Source organism: Ruegeria sp. ABF4_144, from assembly GCF_056160045.1.
The window spans coordinates 2,856,781-2,878,357 of record NZ_JBSWWK010000001.1 but is presented as its reverse complement, the minus strand read 5'-3'; the positions used below and the strand labels follow the sequence as shown (position 1 = coordinate 2,878,357).

Below are 21,577 nucleotides of genomic sequence, written 5' to 3'. Positions count from 1 at the left end.
GTGAACGGGCGGAGCCCCACCAGGTTTCGCGGTAGTTTTAGACCTAGTCGACGCTACCATTGAATTTCATCAATAGTAATTGGTGGGCCAAAATAGTCAGCTGAAAGTGAAAACGACAGCTTGTCTCGATCATGCTGGATTCTGATCGTTGCCTTTCTCTCCTCATTGCGAAACTTGTCTCCGAATATGGTCGGATTACTCGGATCAAACGCTCCAACCCAATTGCTTGCCTTGGTAAGTCTCAAATTTATCCATTTCTCGATTTCGGCGATGTTTTTAGATGATCTTTCTATCTCTGGATACGTGGTGCTCTCGCACCGAAAAACTCCGTATTCGTCGAACGGAAAGTTGAAAACCTGCAATCGTGCACTTTGGTCAGGTGCCAGAATCTCAAAGCGTTTGTTTTTGTCGAATGTGGATGGAAGGGGAGCTAACAGCTCTAAATCTCGAGTTTCGAAGTAGCCAAGGCATGTCTCAGCAACCCAAACAAATGAGTTGCTTCTGTCGTAAGGTTGCCAAGGCACCGTCGAATACCCTGGGTCCTCGAATCTATTACCGGTCGAATATCTGGCGGTGTCTTCAGCGGAAGCGCGAATGCCAAGAGCGCCTAATGCAAAAATCAACTTGATAAGGGCTACGAAGTGTAACTTCGGTTTTCTCAAATTCATTCGGTTGTCTCTGTAATGTCGGTCTTGAAAACTTGCCTTGGATAGTGTGGCAAGTGTCTTGCATCGCATCAACCCTATTGCCTCCAAACTTCCTCTTGCCACCCCACCTCTAAACCCTTATACGGCGGCATCCTGCGATCTCCCGGCGTTGTCGGGCGATTCGTATGTCTATCATTCATCCACCAGGTCCAAGGTGACCCTGTCAGGGGGCCTTCTGGTGTTTTGAGCAAAGGAAAAAGGCGATGAACGCCCAAGAACTGCGTGACAAGACCCCGGACCAGCTCCGCGAGGAACTGGCCAACCTGAAGAAAGAAAGCTTTAACCTGCGCTTTCAACAGGCAACCGGTCAGCTGGAAAACACTGCTGGCATCAAAGCGGCCCGCCGCAACGCTGCCCGCGTTAAAACCATTCTGAACGAAAAGGCCGCTGCTGCGGCATCGGAGGAGTAATCCTATGCCCAAGCGTATCCTGTCCGGAGTAGTAACCAGCGACGCCAACGAGCAGACCGTGACCGTTTCGGTTGAACGCCGCTTCAAACACCCGCTGCTGCACAAAACCGTTCGTAAGTCCAAGAAATACCGGGCTCACGACGAAAAGAACGCCTTCAAGGTCGGTGACACTGTACGCATTATCGAATGCGCGCCGAAATCGAAGACGAAACGTTGGGAAGTTCTGGAAGCGTAAGCTTCTGGGATTTTCCCATTTGTCGAAACCCTGGGGGATCTAACTAGACCAGCCCCCACAGGTCGGGAGAAACCACATGATCCAGATGCAGACCAATCTGGATGTCGCTGACAACTCCGGCGCACGCCGAGTTCAGTGCATCAAGGTCCTGGGTGGTTCCAAGCGTAAATACGCCTCCGTCGGCGACATCATTGTCGTCTCGGTGAAGGAAGCCATCCCGCGCGGCCGCGTAAAGAAAGGTGACGTCCGCAAGGCCGTCGTCGTACGCACCGCCAAAGAAGTTCGCCGCGAAGACGGCACAGCGATCCGTTTCGATCGCAACGCCGCCGTCATCCTGAACAACAACAACGAGCCCGTAGGTACCCGTATCTTTGGCCCCGTTGTTCGCGAACTGCGCGGCAAGAACTTCATGAAAATCATCTCGCTGGCTCCGGAGGTGCTGTAATCATGGCTGCTAAACTCCGCAAAGGCGACAAGGTCGTCGTGCTGGCCGGCAAGGACAAGGGCAAAGAGGGAACGATTACCTCGGTTGACCCCAAAGCCGGTAAAGCTGTTGTCGATGGTATCAACATTGCCATCCGTCACACCCGCCAGACCCAGAACTCGCAAGGTGGTCGTCTGCCTCAGGCAAACCCGATCGAATTGTCGAACCTGGCTCTGCTGGATGCAAACGGTAAAGCAACCCGCGTTGGCTTCCGCATGGAAGGTGACAAGAAGGTCCGCTTCGCCAAGACCACAGGGGACGTGATCGATGCTTGATTCCGCAACCTACACCCCGCGTCTGAAAGCTCAGTACGTTGAAACCATCCGTGCTGCTCTGAAAGAAGAGTTCGGCTACAAGAACGACATGCAGCTGCCCAAGCTGGAAAAAATCGTTCTGAACATCGGTTGTGGTGCTGAGGCCGTCAAAGACTCGAAGAAAGCGAAAGCTGCCGTCGAAGATCTGACTGCGATTGCTGGTCAAAAGGCCGTTGCAACCAAGGCGAAAAAATCGATCGCGGGTTTCCGCGTCCGTGAAGACATGCCGCTGGGCGCGAAAGTGACTCTGCGCGGTGACCGGATGTACGAATTCCTGGATCGTCTGATCACCATCGCGATGCCGCGCGTTCGTGACTTCCGCGGTGTTAAGCCGTCTTTCGATGGTCAGGGCAACTTTGCCATGGGCATGAAAGAGCACATCGTGTTCCCGGAAATCGACTTCGACAAAGTCGACGAGGTCTGGGGCATGGACATCGTAATTGCCACCACAGCGAAAACCGACGCTGAAGCAAAGGCACTGTTGAAAGCATTCAACATGCCGTTCAACGCGTAAGCGCCGGAAGGATAGAGACATGGCTAAAAAAGCAATGATCGAACGCGAGAAGAAGCGCGAACGCCTGGTGGCCAAATATGCCGCAAAGCGTGCCGAGCTGAAAGAAATCGCGAATGACGAGAGCCGCCCGATGGAAGAGCGTTTCAAAGCGCGTCTGAAACTGGCGAAACTGCCGCGCAACAGCTCGGCTACCCGTCTGCACAACCGCTGTCAGCTGACCGGTCGTCCCCACGCTTACTACCGTAAGCTGAAGGTCAGCCGTATCGCGCTGCGCGAGCTGGGTTCTGCTGGTCAGATCCCCGGCATGGTGAAATCGAGCTGGTAAGGGAGACATAGATATGAATGATCCTATCGGCGATATGCTCACCCGTATCCGCAACGCGCAAATGCGCGGCAAGTCCACCGTTTCCACCCCAGCTTCCAAGCTGCGCGGTTGGGTTCTGGACGTGCTGGCGGACGAAGGTTACATCCGTGGCTACGAAGCGACGACCGGTGAAAACGGTCATCCGGCCATCGAAATCAGCCTGAAATACTACGAAGGCACCCCTGTCATTCGCGAACTGAAGCGGGTCTCAAAGCCTGGCCGTCGCGTATACATGGGCGTCAATGACATCCCGCAGGTCCGTCAGGGTCTGGGTGTGTCGATTGTCAGCACTCCGAAAGGTGTGATGTCGGACGCAAACGCTCGCTCCAACAATGTTGGCGGCGAAGTGCTCTGCACCGTCTTCTAAGGAGGTCTGCAATGTCTCGTATTGGTAAAAAGCCGGTCGAGCTGCCCAGCGGCGTTTCCGCCTCTGTGTCAGGTCAGACCATTGAAGTCAAAGGTCCGAAAGGCACCCGCAGCTTCACCGCTACCGACGACGTTACGCTGTCGGTTGAAGACAACGTGGTCAAAATCGACCCCCGTGGCATGTCCAAGCGTGCCCGCCAGCAGTGGGGCATGAGCCGCACCATGGTTGCCAACCTGGTAACCGGTGTGACTGAAGGCTTCAAAAAAGAGCTGGAGATCCAGGGTGTTGGTTACCGGGCTCAGATGCAGGGCAACACCCTGAAGCTGAACCTGGGTTACAGCCACGATGTTGATTTCACTGCTCCGGAAGGTGTCACCATCACCGCGCCGAAGCAGACCGAGATCGTTGTGGAAGGTATCGACCAGCAGCAGGTGGGCGAAGTCGCGGCCAAAATCCGCGAATGGCGCCGTCCCGAGCCGTACAAAGGCAAGGGCATCCGCTATAAGGGCGAGTTCATCTTCCGCAAAGAAGGCAAGAAGAAGTAAGGACGCAAACAATGGCAAACAGCAAAAGAACCCTGTTTCTGAAGCGCCGCCTGCGCGTTCGGAACAAACTTCGCAAAGTCAACGCCGGCCGTGTACGCCTGTCGGTTCACCGTTCGAACAAGAACATCAGCGTTCAGCTGATCGACGACGTTCGTGGCGTGACCCTGGCTTCGGCCTCGACCCTGGAAAAAGATCTGGGTGTTGTTGGCAAGAACAACGTCGAAGCGGCCACCAAAGTGGGCGCGGCCATCGCCGAGCGTGCCAAGAAGGCAGGCGTCGAAGAGGCCTATTTCGATCGTGGTGGCTTCCTGTTCCACGGCAAGGTGAAGGCAGTTGCCGACGCCGCGCGTGAAGGTGGTCTGAAGATCTAAGACCTGCGGGCAGCTTTACAGCTGCCCCGATGATCCGGGGGCCTCGGCAACAGTCGGGGCTCACTTGGATTGAAGAAACGGCGCGACAAGCGCCACATGAGAAAAGGGATGCCAAATGGCAGAACGTGAAAACCGTCGGGGCCGTGGCCGCGACCGTGAAGAAGCACCGGAATTTGCAGATCGTCTGGTCGCAATCAACCGCGTGTCGAAAACCGTAAAAGGTGGTAAGCGCTTTGGCTTCGCCGCTCTGGTGGTTGTTGGCGATCAGAAAGGCCGCGTTGGCTTTGGCAAAGGTAAAGCGAAAGAAGTACCTGAAGCCATCCGTAAGGCAACCGAACAAGCCAAGCGTCAGATGATCCGCGTGCAACTGCGCGAAGGTCGTACCCTGCACCACGACATCGAAGGCCGTCACGGCGCTGGTAAAGTGGTAATGCGCACCGCACCTGAAGGTACTGGTATCATCGCCGGTGGTCCGATGCGTGCTGTGTTCGAAATGCTGGGCGTTAAGGACGTTGTGTCCAAGTCGCTGGGCTCGCAGAACCCGTACAACATGATCCGCGCCACCATCAACGGCTTGCAAAAAGAGCAGAGCCCGCGTTCGGTTGCAGCACGTCGTGGTAAAAAAGTTGCTGACATCCTGCCCAAGCGGGACGAAGCACCGGCTGCTGCTGAAGCAGAAGCATAAGGAGAGCGACCCATGGCAAAAACCATCGTCGTCAAGCAGATTGGTTCCCCGATCCGCCGCCCCGCCGAACAGCGCGCAACCCTGATCGGCCTGGGCCTGAACAAGATGCACCGCACGCGTGAGCTGGAGGACACTCCTTCGGTCCGTGGTATGATCCGCAAGATCCCGCATCTGGTAGAGATCGTCGAAGAGCGCGGCTAAGCGCACTTCCTTCGAACAAAGAAACGCCTCCGATCCGTTCGGGGGCGTTTTTTATTGCCATTTGAACAAGCTGGGGTACCCTTAATCGTATTTTTTTGAATGGATGATGAGTATGAAACTATTTCTTGCTGCGCTTTGCGTCTCGGCAATTGGTACAACCGTCTACGCCGACTGCCCCGCCAAATCTCCGAAATTTTCGAAAAGTTACTATTCTGATGGCGACCAGAAAGTGAATGCGGCGTGGCTGCAAAAGAACCTGTCCGGGCGCAAGGTTGTATTTCCGGGGAGGGAGGTTGAGACTTACTTTCCCAACGGAGCCTATTCCTACACGGCGAACGGGCAGTCATGGAAAGCGAATTCCTACAGGTTCTACGACAATGGGGTCCGGTGTATTGGCTATGATAAGCCCCGTTTTGATCTGTATGTTGTAAACAACGGCAAACTGGTCTTGGTGAACCAGCAAAAGCAACGATACGTTGGAGACATCCGGAAGTAGGTTGTCGATGACCGAACGGAGTCAGACTGTCCGATCCCACAGCGGCCACCCATGCGTTGTTTGCAAACCGGCTAGACCGAAACTTCGGTTGTTAGCGATATCTGCTGCGCCTATCTGAACACTGTCCCAAACAGGAACAGAACAAAGTCATCAGGGAATACGCCCTGATCAGGAAAGGAAATCAGATATGGCTTACACAGCAACAACCACACATGGCGGCATCAACCTGGTCGCACGCATTTCACAATTCGTGGCAAAAGTGAAAGAGGCTTATGTCCTGCGTGCCGAGTACAACCGGACCTATTCGGAACTGCAGGGTTTGACCGATCGCGAACTGAATGACATCGGCGTTCGTCGTTGCGATATCAAAGACATCGCCCAGGAACACGTTTACTGCTCGTAATCGCTAACATACCACCACTCACACAGAGGCGCCATTTGGCGCCTCTTTTGGTTTCAGGGGACATCGCGCCACAGCCCAGAGATTTTTGGGTCAGAGCATTGCGACCGCGCCCCTATTGCGTCACATGCGTATTGGACGGCTGTCAGAGGCCGGTGCAATTGTGTGGAAAGACTGTTAATGGCGCGCGAATATCAGATCGGAATGCTGTGGGTCGATGGACCGCTGAGCTTTCTGGAACAATTGTGTATCAAGTCCTACCTGGATGCAGGGCAACATGTACGTCTTTACACATATGGGACCGTATCAGGTATCCCCGAGGGCGTCGAACAGCGCGACGCGCGCGAGGTTCTGCCCGATTCCGAGTTCATCACACATGGCAGAACTGGAAGCCCCGCGCCGCATTCCGACAAGTTCCGGTATCGCCTGCTGGCACAAGAGTCCGATTTGATCTGGGCGGATACGGACGCCTATTGCCTCAAGCCATTCACAACCGAAAGCGGCCACTACTACGGGTATCTTGAGGGCGAAGTAGCGATCGGTGTGCTTGCCTTGCCGCAGGACAGCGAAACACTGGCTAAGCTGATCGAGTTCACAAATGATCCTTATCGGGTTCCACCGTGGCTACCCCCTCGTCACCGTAAGCCGCTGGAACAGGCGCTGCAGGACGGAGCGCCAATCAATGTGCCGGAAACGCTTTGGGGGGTCTGGGGGCCAAAAGCCTTCACCTGGGCGTTGAAAGAGACGGGCGAGATCAAATACGCACTGCCCGAGCATGTGTTCTATCCGCTCAACTACACGCGTCGGCGGGCCTTGGCCCGACCCGGGGCCAAGATCGCCCATTATTTCAAGGACGACACGGTTTCCATCCACCTTTATGGCCGGCGTATGCGGGTGATCATGCGGAACATGTATAACGGCCAGCCCAGTCCTGACAGTTTGGTTGGAAGGCTGGTCGAAAAGCACGGCATCGATCCGCTTGCCGCGCCTATTATCAAACATGGTGAGGATGACGCCGACGCACCACAGGTTGACGGCTGATTCTGCGCCGATCCTCGGGCTTGCCAAGCAGGGGTAAGGGGCCTATACGCCTCCGGTGGGTTTCCGCCCATGAGAATCAAAACCAAGAAATGCCGTGTTTGGCCCATCACGCTTCGGGGGTCATATCCGGCTTAGGAGAAGCGAAATGAAACTGAACGAATTGCGCGACAATCCTGGCGCCAACCCAAAACGGACCCGCGTTGGCCGTGGTCCGGGTTCCGGCAAAGGTAAAATGGGTGGCCGTGGTATCAAAGGTCAGAAATCCCGTTCGGGTGTGGCCATCAATGGCTACGAAGGCGGCCAGATGCCGCTGTACCAGCGCCTGCCTAAGCGTGGTTTTAACAAGCCGAACCGCAAGGAATTCGCCGTTATCAACCTGGGCCTGATCCAGAAATTCGTCGACGCGGGCAAGCTGGACGCCAAAGCTGCGATCACCGAGGACGCACTGGTTGCATCCGGTCTGGTTCGTCGCAAACTGGACGGTATCCGCGTTCTGGCCAAAGGCGAAATCAGCGCCAAAGTGAACCTGGAAGTTACCGGTGCTTCGAAAGCTGCCGTTGAGGCAGTTGAAAAAGCGGGCGGTTCACTGACGGTCACAAAAGCTGCTGCGGCAGAGTAAGCGCTTGTGAGCGGGCGAAGACCCGCTTACATAGACCTCAGAGTTTTCCAAGACGCCGTCCGAGCCGGAAAACGGTTCCGGGCGGCGTTTTCATAAGAGAGACCGATTTATGGTATCAGCAGCAGAACAAATGGCAGCCAACACAAGCTGGTCTGCCCTTGGCAAAGCCACCGATCTGCGCAACCGCATCCTGTTCACGCTGGGTTTGTTGATCGTCTATCGTCTGGGCACCTTTATTCCGGTGCCGGGAATCGACGGCCAGGCACTGCGTGAGTTCATGGAGCAGGCGGGGCAGGGCATCGGCGGCATGGTTTCGATGTTCACCGGCGGGGCGCTGGGTCGAATGGGTATCTTTGCCCTCGGCATCATGCCCTATATCTCGGCCTCGATCATCGTGCAGCTGCTGACATCGATGGTTCCCGCGCTCGAACAGCTCAAGAAAGAGGGCGAGCAGGGCCGCAAGAAGATCAACCAGTACACCCGTTTCGGCACCGTGGCTCTGGCCACCGTTCAAGCCTATGGTCTGGCTGTTTCGTTGGAATCGGGCGATCTGGCGACCGATCCGGGCATGTTCTTCCGTATGTCGACCATGATCACGCTGGTTGGTGGTACCATGTTCCTAATGTGGCTGGGTGAGCAGATCACTGCACGCGGCATCGGCAACGGTATCTCGCTGATCATCTTCGTCGGTATCATCGCCGAGGTTCCGGCCGCTCTGGCGCAGTTCTTTGCCTCGGGCCGTTCGGGCGCGATCAGCCCCGCCGTGATCATTGGTGTGATCGTGATGGTCATCGCCGTAATCACCTTTGTGGTGTTCATGGAACGGGCGCTGCGCAAGATCCATATTCAGTACCCGCGCCGTCAGGCCGGCATGAAAATCTATGAGGGCGGCTCTAGCCACCTGCCGGTCAAAGTGAACCCGGCCGGCGTTATCCCGGCGATCTTTGCAAGCTCGCTGCTGCTGCTGCCGGTGACGATCTCTACCTTCTCGTCGGGTGCAACCAGCGGACCGGTGATGTCGTGGCTGCTGGCCAACTTTGGCCCCGGACAGCCGCTGTATCTGCTGTTCTTCGCGGCCATGATCGTGTTCTTCGCCTATTTCTACACGTTCAACGTGTCGTTCAAGCCAGACGATGTGGCGGATAACCTGAAAAAGCAGAACGGTTTTGTGCCGGGTATCCGTCCGGGTAAGAAAACTGCCGAGTATCTGGAATACGTGGTCAACCGCGTGCTGGTTCTGGGTGCGGCCTATCTGGCAGCGGTCTGTCTGCTGCCTGAAATTCTGCGGAACCAGTTTGCCATCCCGTTCTATTTCGGCGGCACTTCGGTTCTGATTATCGTCTCTGTGACCATGGACACGATCCAACAGGTTCAGAGCCACTTGCTGGCGCATCAATACGAAGGACTTATTGAAAAGTCCCAACTGCGCGGCAAAGGTAAAAAACGCGGCAGGAAGGGACCCGCTCGTCGATGAACATCATTCTTCTTGGCCCCCCGGGGGCAGGCAAAGGCACTCAGGCGCAGCATCTGGTTGAAACCCGCGGGATGGTTCAGTTGAGCACCGGCGACATGCTGCGCGAGGCCAAGACCTCGGGCACCGAAATGGGCCAGAAGGTTGCTGAGATCATGGACGCGGGCAAGCTGGTCACCGATGAGATCGTGATTGGCCTGATCGAAGAAAAGCTGATGACCGAAAAGGGCGCTGGTTTTATTTTTGACGGCTTCCCGCGCACGCTGGCGCAGGCCGACGCTCTGGCGGCGTTGCTGACCAAGCTGGGTCAGTCGCTTCACACCGTGATCGAGATGCGCGTCGATGACGAAACGCTGGTCAAGCGGATCGTCAACCGGGCCGAGGAAGCGCGCGCTGCAGGTAAACCTGTGCGGGCGGATGACAACGAAGACAGCGTTCGAATCCGGTTGATGGAATACTATAAAAAGACTGCTCCGCTGATCGGCTATTACCACGCCAAAGGTGATCTGCGCCCGGTCAACGGTCTGGCCAGCATCGACGAAGTCACCGCCTCGATTGAGGCGATTCTGGGCTGACTTAAGGTTGGGGCTTGACGGCCCCACCAAAAGCCCATATCGACCCCCATCCCCTTAGGGAATCAAGATCGCAGGCGGGATTCGTCCCGACTGCCCCGACCACCTCGAATAATGCTGAACCCTCTGGCGACACTGCCACGGTAAAGCGTTGTGAAAAAAGGTTCTGGAGCTACGGAACCGCAACGAAAAGGAAAGTGACACGTGGCACGTATTGCCGGCGTAAACATCCCGACTGCAAAGCGGGTACCTATCGCCCTCACATATATCACCGGTATCGGTAACACCTCGGCCAAAGCGATCTGCGAAGCCGTGGGCATTGAAGCGACCCGTCGCGTCAACGAACTGTCCGACTCCGAAGTTCTGGCCATCCGTGAACACATCGACGCCAACTACACCGTTGAAGGTGACCTGCGTCGTGAAGTTCAGATGAACGTCAAGCGCCTGATGGACCTGGGCTGCTATCGCGGTCTGCGTCACCGCCGCAACCTGCCGGTTCGCGGTCAGCGCACCCACACCAACGCTCGTACCCGCAAAGGCCCCGCAAAGGCCATCGCTGGTAAGAAGAAATAAGGGAGGGTCTGACTGATGGCACGTGATAAGACTCGCGTTAAGCGCAAAGAGCGTAAGAACATCGCATCGGGCGTTGCCCATGTGAACTCGACCTTCAACAACACCAAGATCCTGATCTCTGACGTACAGGGCAACGCCATCTCGTGGTCGTCTGCTGGTACCATGGGCTTCAAGGGATCGCGGAAATCGACCCCCTACGCCGCTCAGATGGCTGCAGAAGATGCAGGCAAAAAGGCGCAGGAACATGGCGTCAAGACGCTGGAAGTCGAAGTTCAGGGCCCCGGTTCGGGTCGTGAATCGGCTCTGCGCGCGCTGGCTGCAGTGGGCTTCAACATCACGTCGATCCGCGACGTGACTCCGATTGCTCACAACGGCTGCCGCCCGCCGAAGCGCCGCCGCGTCTAAGCGATTTTGAATTGAGCTGGGGCTGTGTTTTTGCACGGCCCCAGCACGTCATTTTAAACCTCGGGCGTCTGCACCTTGTTGGTCATGGGGCGCGGACAGGAATGGAGGGATTACATGATCCATAAGAATTGGGCAGAATTGATCAAGCCGACCCAGTTGGAAGGCAAGCCGGGCAACGATCCCGCGCGTCAGGCGACTCTGGTTGCCGAGCCGCTGGAGCGCGGCTTTGGTCTGACTCTGGGCAACGCGCTGCGCCGCGTTCTGATGAGCTCGCTGCAAGGCGCGGCCATTACCAGCGTTCAGATCGACAATGTATTGCACGAGTTCTCGAGCGTCGCAGGCGTTCGTGAAGACGTCACCGACATCATCCTGAACCTCAAGCAGGTTGCCCTGCGCATGGAAGTCGAAGGGCCCAAGCGCCTGTCGATCAATGCGAAAGGCCCCGCAGTTGTCACCGCCGGTGACATCAGCGAAAGCGCGGGTATCGAGGTTCTGAACCGCGATCACGTCATCTGCCACCTGGATGATGGTGCCGACCTGTTCATGGAACTGACCGTCAACACTGGCAAGGGCTATGTCTCGGCTGAGAAGAACAAGCCAGAAGACGCACCCATCGGCCTGATCCCGATCGACGCGATCTATTCGCCGGTCAAAAAGGTTGCCTATGACGTTCAGCCGACCCGTGAAGGTCAGGTTCTGGACTATGACAAGCTGACCCTGAAGATCGAAACCGACGGTTCGATCACTCCGGAAGACGCGTTGGCCTTTGCCGCTCGTATCCTGCAGGATCAGCTGTCGATCTTCGTCAACTTCGACGAGCCGGAATCGGCTGGCCGCCAGGACGAAGACGATGGTCTGGAGTTCAACCCGCTGCTGCTGAAGAAAGTGGACGAGCTGGAGCTGTCGGTCCGTTCGGCAAACTGCCTGAAGAACGACAATATCGTTTACATCGGCGACCTGATCCAGAAGACCGAAGCCGAGATGCTGCGCACCCCGAACTTCGGCCGCAAGTCGCTGAACGAGATCAAAGAAGTGCTGTCCGGCATGGGTCTGCACCTTGGCATGGATGTCGAGGATTGGCCGCCCGACAACATCGAAGATCTGGCGAAGAAATTCGAAGACGCGTTCTAAGCGCGTCTTCACCAATGCCCGGGCTTTCCGGGGACAATACGGGCACTTCCGCCCCAAGGAGAGCCGGTGACACGCATCGCCGGCCAGACAAAGCAAAACGCAAGATAGGAATTGAAAAATGCGTCACGCACGTGGTTACCGCCGCCTGAACCGTACTCATGAGCACCGCAAGGCTCTGTTTGCAAACATGGCTGGCTCGCTCATCGAGCATGAGCAAATCAAAACAACCCTGCCCAAGGCAAAAGAACTGCGCCCGATCATCGAAAAGCTGGTCACTTTGGGCAAGCGCGGCGACCTGCACGCCCGTCGTCAGGCCGCAGCACAGCTGAAAGAAGACAAAGACGTCGCAAAGCTGTTCGAAGTTCTGGGCCCCCGCTACGCCGAGCGCCAGGGCGGATATGTCCGCATCCTGAAAGCTGGCTTCCGCTATGGCGACATGGCCCCGATGGCGATCATCGAATTCGTTGATCGTGACGTCGACGCCAAAGGCGCGGCCGACAAAGCCCGCGTTGCCGCCGAAGAGGCAGCAGACGAAGAATAAGAAGGCCCGGCTTTCTGATTTCGACCCCCGCGTCCCGGACGCGGGGGTTTTTTGTTGCTTGGCGGTGTCGTATTTGGATCATTTGCATTGCATTCCAGTCATGACCGCGCCGTCTTGCCGCGCCATTCTGGAAGGCAAGCCAGGGAGGGAAGACTATGACGCAGTCTGAGAGACCGACCGAACTCACAGGGCCATCTGCCTGGACAGGGCAGGACATGCGTAAGCGGCAGGACGAATGGATTGTCGAGCTAACGCCAGAGGATATTGCTGACTTGGAGCAGGCTGCGCGCCATTACCTAAGTTTGGGTCGGGACATCGGTGAAATCACAATGGCCAATTTCCCGTTGCAACGGATGGATGTGCATCTCGCCGGGCTGCGCGACAAATTAATCCGAGGAATCGGGTTTGAGGTGATCCGGGGCCTTCCAGTGCAGAACTACACACAGGAATTGGCGGCAGCGATCTTTTGCGGAGTGGGGGCGCATCTGGGATCGGCACGCTCGCAAAACGCGCAGGGGCATATTCTGGGCCATGTCCGGGATATTGGGGCTGATGCAAATGACCCGAACACGCGGATCTACCAGACCCACGAGCGCCAAACGTTCCACACTGACAGCGCCGATATCGTTGGGCTGCTGTGTCTGCGCGACGCCAGGGAGGGTGGAGAATCACTGCTGGTCAGTGCCGAAGCGATCTACAACCGGATGCGTGCAGATTGCCCGGACTTGCTGGAGCGGCTCTTCGACCCCATTGCGACCGACCGTCGGGGTGAAGTACCGGAGGGCATGCAGCCTTTTATGACCATTCCGCCCTTCAGTTGGCATGATGGCAAGCTGACGGTGTTTTATCAGCGGCAATACATCGACAGCGCACAAAGATTCCCCGAGGCCATGCGCCTCACGCCGGATCATGTTGCGGCGCTGGACCGGTTCGATGCGCTGGCCAATGATCCAGAACTGCACCTGAGTATGCGTTTGCAGCCCGGGGATATGCAGTTTGTCTACAACCATTCTCAGCTGCATGACCGGACTGGGTTTACCGACTGGCCCGATCCGGCGGAACGGCGTCACTTGTTCCGCCTTTGGTTGTCGCCGAAGGGTGACCGAGAGTTGCCGGATGTGTTTAGGCAGCGCTACGGCAGTGTTGAGGTCGGCAATCGCGGTGGGATCATCACAAGGGGCACGCAGTTGCACGCTCCGCTCGATTGAACCACCACCACATGCTTGCATTACGTTTCGCGCGGACGCATATCCATCTCAACTCTGTAATTCGAGGTCTGCATGTTCCGCGCGACACTTATCGCTCTTTCTGTTGCCTGCGCTTCTGTTGCCACGGCTGAAACCCGCGTCCCGCAATCCCAGACCGAGATTTCGCTCGGCTTTGCGCCGGTGGTCAAAGAGGCCTCGCCAGCGGTCGTCAACATCTATGCCAAGATCGTGCGGCAGGGGCGGGCGAACCCGTTTTTCTCGGACCCGTTTTTTCAGGACTTCTTTGGGCGTGGATTCGGAGAAACCCGTCCGCGGGTGCAGAACTCGCTGGGGTCGGGTGTGATCCTGTCGGACGATGGGTATGTGGTGTCGAACTACCACGTGGTCGGGACGGCCACGGAAATCCGGGTGGTGACCACGGATCGGCGCGAGTTTTCGGCGCAGGTGGTTCTGGGCGACAAGGAAAGCGACATCGCCATCCTGCGGCTTGAAGAGGCCAAGGACCTGCCTTACCTGCAGATGCGTGATTCCGACCATGTTGCGGTTGGAGAGCTGGCGCTGGCCATCGGCAACCCGTTCGGGGTGGGGCAGACGGTGTCGTCCGGCATCATCTCGGGGCTGGCGCGTACCGGAGCAGCCACAGGCAACGCGCGGGGCTATTTCATTCAGACGGATGCAGCGATTAACCCGGGTAATTCGGGTGGGGCGCTAATTGATGTGAATGGCGACCTGATAGGGATCAATACGGCAATTTTAACCCGCTCGGGCGGGTCCAATGGCATCGGCTTTGCGATTCCGGCCAATCTGGTAGCGGAGTTCCTGCGACAGGCGCAGGGCGGCAATGACAGTTTTGTCAGCCCCTGGGCCGGGATGGCGGGCCAGCACATGAGCGCGGATATCGCTGAGTCTCTTGGGCTGGTGATCCCGCTGGGAGTGGTAATTTCCGACCTGCATCCCCTCAGCCCCTTGGCCGAGGCCGGTCTGCGCGTAGGTGATGTCGTAACCCATGTGGATGGGGATGAAGTGAACTCGCCCGCCGAGATGAAATTCCGTATGGCGGTCGCCGGTGTGGGTGGCACGTCGATGGTGACCCGGCTGCGGGGGGAAGAGCGCGCCGAGGTGGAAATCGCGCTGATCAAGGCGCCTGACACCCCGGCGGCCGAAGAAACCACGTTGGACAACCAGACCGTGATGCCGGGCCTGACCGTCTCGCGCGTTAATCCGGCGGTGATCGCAAAGATGGGCCTTGTGCTGTCTCAGGCCGGAGTGGTCGTGGTGGATGCCGGCCCCTATGGTGGCCGGTCGGGGTTGCGGCCGGGTGATGTGGTCAACAGCATCAATGGCGCGCAGATTAAAACTCCCGAAGATGTGGTCGATGCGCTGACCGACCCGGGGCGCCGGATCAATCTGGATATTCTCAGGGGTGGCCGTACGGTCTCTCTCCGGTTCCGGTTGTGACGTGAGCGACCTGTTCGATACCGGGGCCGCTCAGCCCGCACCACCCGCGCACCGCCCGCTGGCTGACCGGCTGCGGCCGCAGACTCTGGCTGAGGTGATCGGGCAAGAGCAGGTATTGGGCCCGGATGCGCCGCTTGGGGTCATGCTGGCGTCGGGCAGCCTGTCCAGTCTGGTGTTCTGGGGTCCTCCGGGTGTTGGCAAGACCACCATCGCGCGGCTTCTGGCGCAGGAGACCGATCTGCATTTTGTTCAGATCAGCGCGATCTTCACTGGCGTTCCAGACCTGAAAAAGGTGTTCGAGGCCGCGAAGATCCGCCGCCAGAACGGGCAGGGCACGTTGCTGTTCGTGGATGAAATCCACCGGTTCAACAAGGCTCAGCAAGACGGGTTTCTTCCGCATATGGAGGACGGGACCATCCTGCTGGTTGGGGCCACGACCGAAAACCCGTCCTTCGAGCTGAACGCCGCTGTGCTTAGCCGGGCGCAGGTGCTGGTGTTGGAGCGCCTCAGCCTAGCCGATCTGGAACGCTTGACCCAACGGGCCGAGAAAGAGCTGGATCGCGCGTTGCCCCTGACCGGCCCGGCGCGCGAGGCGCTGCAAGAGATGGCCGATGGCGATGGCCGGGCGCTGTTAAACCTGATCGAGCAGATCGCGGCGTGGAAGGTAAAAGCTCCGCTAGACCCCGATGCGTTGTCGACGCGGCTGATGAAGCGGGCGGCGAAATACGACAAGTCAGGCGATGAGCATTACAACCTGATCTCGGCCCTGCATAAATCGGTGCGCGGGTCCGATCCGGACGCGGCGCTGTATTGGTTCGCGCGGATGCTGACAGGGGGAGAGGACCCGCGCTATTTGGCCCGCCGCATCACGCGGATGGCGGTCGAAGATATCGGGCTGGCTGATCCGCAGGCGCAGGCGATCTGTCTGCAGTCGTGGCAGACTTATGAACGACTGGGCTCGCCCGAGGGCGAGTTGGCTTTGGCACAGGCGCTGGTCTATCTGGCGTTGGCGCCGAAATCGAACGGGGCTTATGTGGGATACAAGGCAGCGATGCGGCTGGCCAAGCAATCTGGCAGCGAGCCGCCGCCCAAGCATATCCTGAACGCGCCAACCTCACTGATGAAGGATCAGGGTTATGGCGCGGGCTATGCCTATGACCATGACGCCGAGGATGGGTTTTCGGGACAGAACTACTTCCCGGACGGGATGGAGCGGCCCGAGCTGTATCAACCGGTTGAGCGTGGCTTCGAGCGGGAACTCAAAAAGCGGCTGGATTACTTCGCGAAACTGCGGGCGCAGCGGAACAGGCCCTAGCGCTGGCTTGACTCTTGCGGTGCGGCACGCCACAGACGCGCATGTTTTCTAAGGCACCTATGGGCACACAATCCGCGCGGAACCGCCGCGTGAAGGGGATATCGGCATGAGCGGCGTACAAATGATCACCGTGGCAGAGGGTGACGGCGACCAGCGGATCGACCGGTGGCTGCGCCGTCTGTTTCCGCATGTCAGTCAGGGCCGCATCGAAAAGATGTGCCGCAAGGGTGAGCTGCGTGTTGAAGGCGGTCGGGTGAAGGCCTCTACCCGGCTTGAGGTTGGGCAGGTTGTGCGCGTGCCGCCTCTGCCCGATGCCGATCACAAGCCTGCCGAGGTCAAGCGGCGCATATCAGACGCCGATGCCAAGATGATCCAGTCCTGCGTGATCTATCGCGACGACCACGTATTGGCGCTGAACAAGCCGCACGGTTTGCCTGTACAGGGCGGCAGTGGTCAGACCCGCCACGTCGACAGCCTGTCTGAGGCGCTGCGCTTTGGCTATGACGAGAACCCCCGCCTTGTGCACCGGCTGGACAAGGACACTTCGGGTGTCCTGTTGCTGGCTCGCACACGTGAGGCCGCGAAGGGGCTGACCGCAGCCTTCCGTCACCGTGATACCCGCAAGATCTATTGGGCGCTGGTAGCTGGGGTGCCGACCCCGTATCTGGGCGAGATCAAGACTGGCCTCGTAAAGGCTCCGGGTCACGGCAAGCACGGCGAGGGCGAAAAGATGATCCCCGTCCACCTGAACGAGCTCGACGACAATCCGGGCGCAAAGCGGGCGCACACGCTTTATGCGACGCTATATCGAGTGGCCGGGCGTGCTGCGTGGGTGGCGATGGAGCCGATCACCGGCCGTACCCACCAGCTGCGGGCGCATATGGCGGCAATCGGGCATCCGATCATTGGTGACGGCAAATACGGCGGTTCGGGGCAGGAAAATCTTGGCGATGGCTGGGGCGCGCAATTGGGCGGAATCATCAGCAAAAAACTGCACCTGCACGCCCGTCAGGCAACTTTCCAGCATCCGATGACGCGCAAGACTATTACCGTCACCGCTCCGTTGCCGGAACATATGAAACACAGCTGGGACACTTTCGGCTGGACCGAGGACCTGGCCGCGGACGACCCGTTTGAGGAACTGCAATGAGCGCACCGCTGCGTCTGGTGCTGTTCGACGTAGACGGCACTCTGGTCGATAGTCAGGGCAGTATCGTTTCGGCAATGACCGCCTGTTTCGATGCCCAGTGCCTGCCGGTGCCAGAGCGCGAAGCAATCCTGTCGATCGTCGGGTTGTCCCTGCCCAATGCACTGGCACAGCTGGCACCCGAGCATCCCGAAACCATGCAGCACCGCTTGGTCGAAGGGTACAAAGAAGCCTATCATGCACAACGGCTTGAACAGGGGGCGGCAAGCTCTCCGCTGTATCCCGGGGCGCTGGACGCCATCCAAGCTCTGCACGCGGTGCCGGAGGTTCTGTTGGGCGTGGCCACCGGGAAATCTCAGCGCGGGTTGGATGCGTTGATCGAGGCGCATGAGCTGGAGCGGTTCTTCGTGACACGACAAGTCGCGGATCACCATCCGTCCAAACCGCACCCGTCGATGATCGACACGGCACGCGGCGAAACCGGGGTCGATGCAGTCAATACGGTCATGATCGGAGACACAAAGTTCGACATGGACATGGCGCGAGCTGCCGGTGTGGCTGGTGTTGGCGTGACCTGGGGCTATCATGACCGATCCGTTCTAGACGGCGCGACCTGCATAATTGAAACCTTTGACCAGTTGCCTCGCGCGCTGGACAGTATCTGGACCTGACAACATGAGCGATTGGAAGCCCAAGCGATTTTGGACCGAGAGCGCGGTGGTCGAAACTGAGGGCGGATATACCGTCGAACTGGACGGCCGCCGGGTAAAAACACCCGCCAAGGCGGCGTTGGTTCTGCCGACCCGCGCCATGGCTGACGAGGTCGCCACAGAATGGGATGCGCAGGAAAAAGTGATCGACCCGACGGTGATGCCGTTCACCCGCTCGGCAAATGCAGCAATCGACAAGGTTCACCATCAACACGCCGAAGTTGCAGACATGCTGGCCGACTATGGCGATTCGGACTTGTTGTGCTATCGCGCGGTTCACCCGCAAGAGTTGCAGCAGCGCCAGGCCGAACAGTGGGACCCGGTGCTGGATTGGGCAGCAGAGACACTGTCTGCACGACTGTTGCCTGTTGCCGGTGTGCTACACCAACCCCAACCGGCTGAAGCGCTGGCAACCCTTCGGCAGCGTGTCCACGGGCTGAACGACTTTCAAATGGCGGCCTTTCATGACCTTGTCAGCCTGTCGGGCTCTCTCATTCTTGGATTTGCCGCGGCGCAAAACCGGGGCGATGCCGAGGAAATCTGGCAAATTTCTAGGTTGGATGAGCTGTGGCAGATTGAGCAATGGGGCCATGACGACGAGGCCCACGCGGTTGCCGAGACCAAGAAGGCGGCCTTTATGCACGCCAAACGGTTCTTCGACCTCTCTATTTGAGCCCTTATAGCCTGATTTTCTGACGTTGTGTGGAACATCTCTGGATTGACCCATCGTTTTCCCTGATCCGACCCTTGACGTTTGTGAATGATTGCGCCCAAACTCATGCCCACTAAAGGGGAGACACCTTTGGGAAACCTTTCCGGTGCCAGAGGTGCCGGACAGAACCGTCCTGTGATAGGGGCGGAAAATCAGGAAGAGGTAAAAATGAAAAAATCCGTATTCTTGGGCGTGGCAACCATTGCCGGCCTGGCTGCTGGCGTAGCCGCGGCGGGAACTGCCGACGATGTCAAGGCGCGCGGCAAGCTGAACTGCGGCGTGGCGACTGGTGTTCCCGGTTTTGCCAGCCCGGATGCCAACGGTGAGTGGCAGGGCTTTGACGTGGCCGTATGCCGTGCCGTCGCAGCCGCCGTTCTGGACGATCCGTCCGCTGTCGAATTCATTCCGACCACCGGTAAAACCCGTTTCACCGCGCTGGCATCGGGCGAGATCGACATGCTGGCCCGTAACACCACATGGACCTTCAGCCGTGACGTCGACCTGAAGTTCGAATTCATCGGCATCAACTACTATGATGGTCAAGGCTTCATGGTTCCCAAGGCTCTGGGCGTTAGCTCGGCCAAGGAACTGGACGGCGCCACCGTCTGCATCCAGACCGGCACCACAACCGAGCTCAACCTCGCGGATTTCTTCCGCATCAACAACATGAGCTACGAGCCGGTTCCGATCGAAACCAACGCCGAAGCGCAGCAGCAGTACCTGGCTGGTGCCTGTGACGTCTACACCACCGACGCCTCGGGCTTGGCCGCAACCCGCGCCACCTTTGAAAACGCGGGCGACCACGTGATCCTGCCTGAAATCATCTCGAAAGAGCCGCTGGGCCCGCTGGTCCGTCACGGCGATCACGAGTGGGGCGATGTGGTTCGCTGGACCCTGAACGCGCTGATCGCAGCCGAAGAGCTGGGCGTGACCTCGGCGAACATCGACGAGATGGCCGCTGGCACCGACAACCCCGAAGTGAACCGTCTGCTGGGCAGCGAAGGCACTCTGGGTGAGATGCTGGGTCTGGACGCAGCCTGGGCGCAGCGTGCGATCAAAGTTGGTGGCAACTACGGTGAGATCTTTGCCAAGAACATCGGTGAGGAAACTCCGATCGGTCTGGCACGCGGTCTGAACGCACAGTGGACCGATGGCGGTCTGCTCTACGCACCGCCGTTCCGCTAAAATCCACGGAAAAGGGCGCGGTTCAACCCGCGCCCTTTTTCCATAAATAAGAAACACTCCCGGATAGATTGAGCGAAGACCAACTTCGCCGGCTAAAAACGGGATGAACGGGGAAAAACATAGGTCATGACGACACTCACTGACCCGCCGAAGGAGCACTTCCGGCTGTCCATGCTCCTTTACGATACGCGGTATCGATCTGCGACCATTCAGGTCATCGCGATGATCGGTTTCATGCTTCTGGCAGCCTGGATTATCAACAACACCATTCAGAACCTCGAAACGTTGGGCAGATCGGTCGGGTTCGACTTTTTTGCTGAACCGGCAAGCTATGACATTAACCAACGCCTGCTGGAGTACGACTCGCGCGATACCCATCTGCGTGCGGCGTTTATAGGCCTGCTAAACACGCTGGTTGTTGCAGTTCTGGGCTGTATTACGGCAACAATCATCGGTGTCATGGTTGGTGTTCTGCGTCTGTCTAATAACTGGCTGATCGCGCGGATCATGACGGTTTATGTCGAAATGTTCCGCAACGTTCCGGTCCTGCTTTGGATCGTGTTCGCTATGGCGATCCTGATTGAAAGCCTGCCTGCGCCGCGCGCATTCCGGGGTGAAAATCCAGAAGCCACGATGGATCTCTTCGGCACTGTTGCTGTGACCAACCGCGGGGTCTACATCCCCGAGTTTCTGTTCTCGCGCGGCCTGGGCGACATCCACCTGTTCGGGACATCAAGCCTGCGTTTTGACGTCTCACTGGACCTGATCGCTTTCCTGATCGTGCTTGGCGGCAGCATCTTTGCCATGCGCAAAGTGTCGGCCTGGGCCAATGCCACGCAGGAAAAGACCGGTGACCGTCCGACCATCTGGTACATCCAATTGGGCCTGCTGTTCGTGCCATCGGCCATCCTGCTGGGCGCGCTGGGCTTCCACCTGGGCTATCCCGAGCTGAAGGGCTTTAACTTCACCGGCGGCACCCACCTACGGAACTCGTTGATCGCACTGTGGCTGGCCCTGTCGCTGTACACTGCGGCTTTCATCGCCGAGATCGTTCGCGCCGGTATTCTGGCCATCTCGAAGGGGCAGACCGAGGCTGCATCCGCACTGGGTCTGCGCCCGGGCCGGACCATGCGTCTGGTGATCCTGCCGCAGGCGTTGCGGGTGATCATCCCGCCGATGATCTCGAACTACCTGAACCTGACCAAGAACTCGTCGCTGGCGATTGCGGTCGGATATATGGACATCACGGGGACGCTGGGCGGTATCACCATGAACCAGACCGGCCGCGAGCTGGAATGCGTTTTGCTGCTGATGCTGGTCTACCTGACCATCTCGCTGAGCATTTCGGCGGTGATGAACTGGTACAACAACCGTGTCAAACTGGTGGAGCGGTAAT

General features: G+C 58.1%; 30 protein-coding genes. 29 read left to right on the top strand and 1 reads right to left on the bottom strand.

The features are described 5' to 3' along the window. Window positions 1-53 precede the first annotated feature (53 nt). Window positions 54-668, bottom strand: coding sequence for a hypothetical protein (locus ACXAGD_RS14370; protein ID WP_475211538.1), 615 nt, complete (start codon window positions 666-668; stop codon window positions 54-56). 242 nt (window positions 669-910) lie between these two features. On the opposite strand from ACXAGD_RS14370, the gene rpmC reads away from it, so the two are divergent. The 29 genes from rpmC (at window position 911) to ACXAGD_RS14225 (ending at window position 21,576) form a co-directional block, all read left to right on the top strand. Continuing rightward, window positions 911-1,117, top strand: a complete 207-nt coding sequence (gene rpmC, locus ACXAGD_RS14365; RefSeq protein WP_010437082.1) for a 50S ribosomal protein L29 — start codon at window positions 911-913, stop codon at window positions 1,115-1,117. A 4-nt stretch (window positions 1,118-1,121) separates the two neighbouring features. Next, a complete protein-coding gene (gene rpsQ, locus ACXAGD_RS14360) occupies window positions 1,122-1,352 on the top strand; it encodes a 30S ribosomal protein S17 (protein WP_152459158.1) in 231 nt (76 codons plus the stop codon). Window positions 1,353-1,428: 76 nt separating this feature from the next. Continuing rightward, window positions 1,429-1,797: a 50S ribosomal protein L14 gene (gene rplN / locus ACXAGD_RS14355; RefSeq protein WP_008757934.1), complete on the top strand. Its 369-nt coding sequence runs from the start codon at window positions 1,429-1,431 to the stop codon at window positions 1,795-1,797. 2 nt (window positions 1,798-1,799) lie between these two features. Then, window positions 1,800-2,111 (top strand): 50S ribosomal protein L24, encoded by a 312-nt coding sequence (gene rplX / locus ACXAGD_RS14350; RefSeq protein ID WP_008755589.1) that lies wholly within the window; start codon window positions 1,800-1,802, stop codon window positions 2,109-2,111. Further along, window positions 2,104-2,664 (top strand): 50S ribosomal protein L5, encoded by a 561-nt coding sequence (gene rplE / locus ACXAGD_RS14345; protein ID WP_475211536.1) that lies wholly within the window; start codon window positions 2,104-2,106, stop codon window positions 2,662-2,664. Before rplX ends, rplE begins: the two co-directional genes overlap by 8 nt. Window positions 2,665-2,683: 19 nt before the next feature. Further along, window positions 2,684-2,989 carry a 30S ribosomal protein S14 gene (gene rpsN / locus ACXAGD_RS14340; RefSeq protein ID WP_068340744.1) on the top strand — a complete coding sequence of 102 codons (306 nt, stop codon included), beginning with the start codon at window positions 2,684-2,686 and terminating at the stop codon, window positions 2,987-2,989. 13 nt (window positions 2,990-3,002) lie between these two features. Next, on the top strand, window positions 3,003-3,395 hold the full coding sequence (rpsH, locus tag ACXAGD_RS14335; RefSeq protein WP_010437099.1) for a 30S ribosomal protein S8: 393 nt from the start codon (window positions 3,003-3,005) through the stop codon (window positions 3,393-3,395). 11 nt (window positions 3,396-3,406) lie between these two features. Continuing rightward, complete coding sequence (gene rplF, locus ACXAGD_RS14330) at window positions 3,407-3,940, top strand: 50S ribosomal protein L6 (protein ID WP_008757873.1); 534 nt, start codon at window positions 3,407-3,409, stop codon at window positions 3,938-3,940. A gap of 11 nt (window positions 3,941-3,951) precedes the next feature. Beyond that, a complete protein-coding gene (gene rplR, locus ACXAGD_RS14325) occupies window positions 3,952-4,311 on the top strand; it encodes a 50S ribosomal protein L18 (RefSeq protein WP_039523386.1) in 360 nt (119 codons plus the stop codon). Window positions 4,312-4,426: 115 nt separating this feature from the next. Then, a complete protein-coding gene (gene rpsE / locus ACXAGD_RS14320) occupies window positions 4,427-4,996 on the top strand; it encodes a 30S ribosomal protein S5 (protein ID WP_155148691.1) in 570 nt (189 codons plus the stop codon). A 12-nt stretch (window positions 4,997-5,008) separates the two neighbouring features. Next, window positions 5,009-5,197 (top strand): 50S ribosomal protein L30, encoded by a 189-nt coding sequence (rpmD, locus tag ACXAGD_RS14315; protein WP_475211534.1) that lies wholly within the window; start codon window positions 5,009-5,011, stop codon window positions 5,195-5,197. Between the two features lie 112 nt (window positions 5,198-5,309). Beyond that, a complete protein-coding gene (locus ACXAGD_RS14310; protein WP_475211532.1) occupies window positions 5,310-5,693 on the top strand; it encodes a hypothetical protein in 384 nt (127 codons plus the stop codon). 187 nt (window positions 5,694-5,880) lie between these two features. Beyond that, on the top strand, window positions 5,881-6,096 hold the full coding sequence (locus ACXAGD_RS14305) for a DUF1127 domain-containing protein (protein ID WP_475211531.1): 216 nt from the start codon (window positions 5,881-5,883) through the stop codon (window positions 6,094-6,096). Window positions 6,097-6,273: 177 nt separating this feature from the next. After that, window positions 6,274-7,134, top strand: coding sequence for a hypothetical protein (locus ACXAGD_RS14300; RefSeq protein ID WP_475211529.1), 861 nt, complete (start codon window positions 6,274-6,276; stop codon window positions 7,132-7,134). Window positions 7,135-7,279: 145 nt separating this feature from the next. After that, entirely contained in the window at window positions 7,280-7,753 is a 474-nt protein-coding gene (gene rplO / locus ACXAGD_RS14295) for a 50S ribosomal protein L15 (protein WP_170387765.1), read from the top strand. A gap of 109 nt (window positions 7,754-7,862) precedes the next feature. After that, a complete protein-coding gene (gene secY / locus ACXAGD_RS14290; RefSeq protein ID WP_475211528.1) occupies window positions 7,863-9,227 on the top strand; it encodes a preprotein translocase subunit SecY in 1,365 nt (454 codons plus the stop codon). Further along, window positions 9,224-9,799, top strand: coding sequence for an adenylate kinase (locus tag ACXAGD_RS14285; protein WP_475211527.1), 576 nt, complete (start codon window positions 9,224-9,226; stop codon window positions 9,797-9,799). Before secY ends, ACXAGD_RS14285 begins: the two co-directional genes overlap by 4 nt. Window positions 9,800-10,000: 201 nt before the next feature. Then, a complete protein-coding gene (gene rpsM / locus ACXAGD_RS14280) occupies window positions 10,001-10,369 on the top strand; it encodes a 30S ribosomal protein S13 (RefSeq protein ID WP_170334082.1) in 369 nt (122 codons plus the stop codon). A 15-nt stretch (window positions 10,370-10,384) separates the two neighbouring features. Beyond that, window positions 10,385-10,774: a 30S ribosomal protein S11 gene (gene rpsK, locus ACXAGD_RS14275; protein WP_008757289.1), complete on the top strand. Its 390-nt coding sequence runs from the start codon at window positions 10,385-10,387 to the stop codon at window positions 10,772-10,774. Window positions 10,775-10,888: 114 nt separating this feature from the next. Further along, a complete protein-coding gene (locus tag ACXAGD_RS14270; RefSeq protein WP_058276312.1) occupies window positions 10,889-11,905 on the top strand; it encodes a DNA-directed RNA polymerase subunit alpha in 1,017 nt (338 codons plus the stop codon). A gap of 118 nt (window positions 11,906-12,023) precedes the next feature. Next, on the top strand, window positions 12,024-12,446 hold the full coding sequence (rplQ, locus tag ACXAGD_RS14265) for a 50S ribosomal protein L17 (protein WP_039538314.1): 423 nt from the start codon (window positions 12,024-12,026) through the stop codon (window positions 12,444-12,446). 155 nt (window positions 12,447-12,601) lie between these two features. Next, on the top strand, window positions 12,602-13,654 hold the full coding sequence (locus ACXAGD_RS14260; RefSeq protein WP_475211526.1) for a TauD/TfdA family dioxygenase: 1,053 nt from the start codon (window positions 12,602-12,604) through the stop codon (window positions 13,652-13,654). 72 nt (window positions 13,655-13,726) lie between these two features. Continuing rightward, window positions 13,727-15,112: a trypsin-like peptidase domain-containing protein gene (locus tag ACXAGD_RS14255; protein WP_475211524.1), complete on the top strand. Its 1,386-nt coding sequence runs from the start codon at window positions 13,727-13,729 to the stop codon at window positions 15,110-15,112. 1 nt (window position 15,113) lies between these two features. Continuing rightward, the gene (locus ACXAGD_RS14250; protein ID WP_475211522.1) at window positions 15,114-16,427 is read left to right on the top strand and encodes a replication-associated recombination protein A; all 1,314 of its coding nucleotides are present in this window, start codon (window positions 15,114-15,116) and stop codon (window positions 16,425-16,427) included. A 106-nt stretch (window positions 16,428-16,533) separates the two neighbouring features. Next, the gene (locus tag ACXAGD_RS14245; protein WP_475211521.1) at window positions 16,534-17,577 is read left to right on the top strand and encodes an RluA family pseudouridine synthase; all 1,044 of its coding nucleotides are present in this window, start codon (window positions 16,534-16,536) and stop codon (window positions 17,575-17,577) included. Beyond that, window positions 17,574-18,245 (top strand): HAD-IA family hydrolase, encoded by a 672-nt coding sequence (locus ACXAGD_RS14240; protein WP_475211519.1) that lies wholly within the window; start codon window positions 17,574-17,576, stop codon window positions 18,243-18,245. The genes ACXAGD_RS14245 and ACXAGD_RS14240 overlap by 4 nt, the downstream gene beginning before the upstream one ends. A 4-nt stretch (window positions 18,246-18,249) precedes the next feature. Continuing rightward, window positions 18,250-18,957: an ATP12 family chaperone protein gene (locus ACXAGD_RS14235; protein ID WP_475211517.1), complete on the top strand. Its 708-nt coding sequence runs from the start codon at window positions 18,250-18,252 to the stop codon at window positions 18,955-18,957. A gap of 207 nt (window positions 18,958-19,164) precedes the next feature. Continuing rightward, window positions 19,165-20,181: an amino acid ABC transporter substrate-binding protein gene (locus ACXAGD_RS14230; RefSeq protein ID WP_475211515.1), complete on the top strand. Its 1,017-nt coding sequence runs from the start codon at window positions 19,165-19,167 to the stop codon at window positions 20,179-20,181. Between the two features lie 126 nt (window positions 20,182-20,307). Next, window positions 20,308-21,576, top strand: coding sequence for an amino acid ABC transporter permease (locus ACXAGD_RS14225; protein ID WP_475211513.1), 1,269 nt, complete (start codon window positions 20,308-20,310; stop codon window positions 21,574-21,576). Window position 21,577 lies beyond the last annotated feature (1 nt).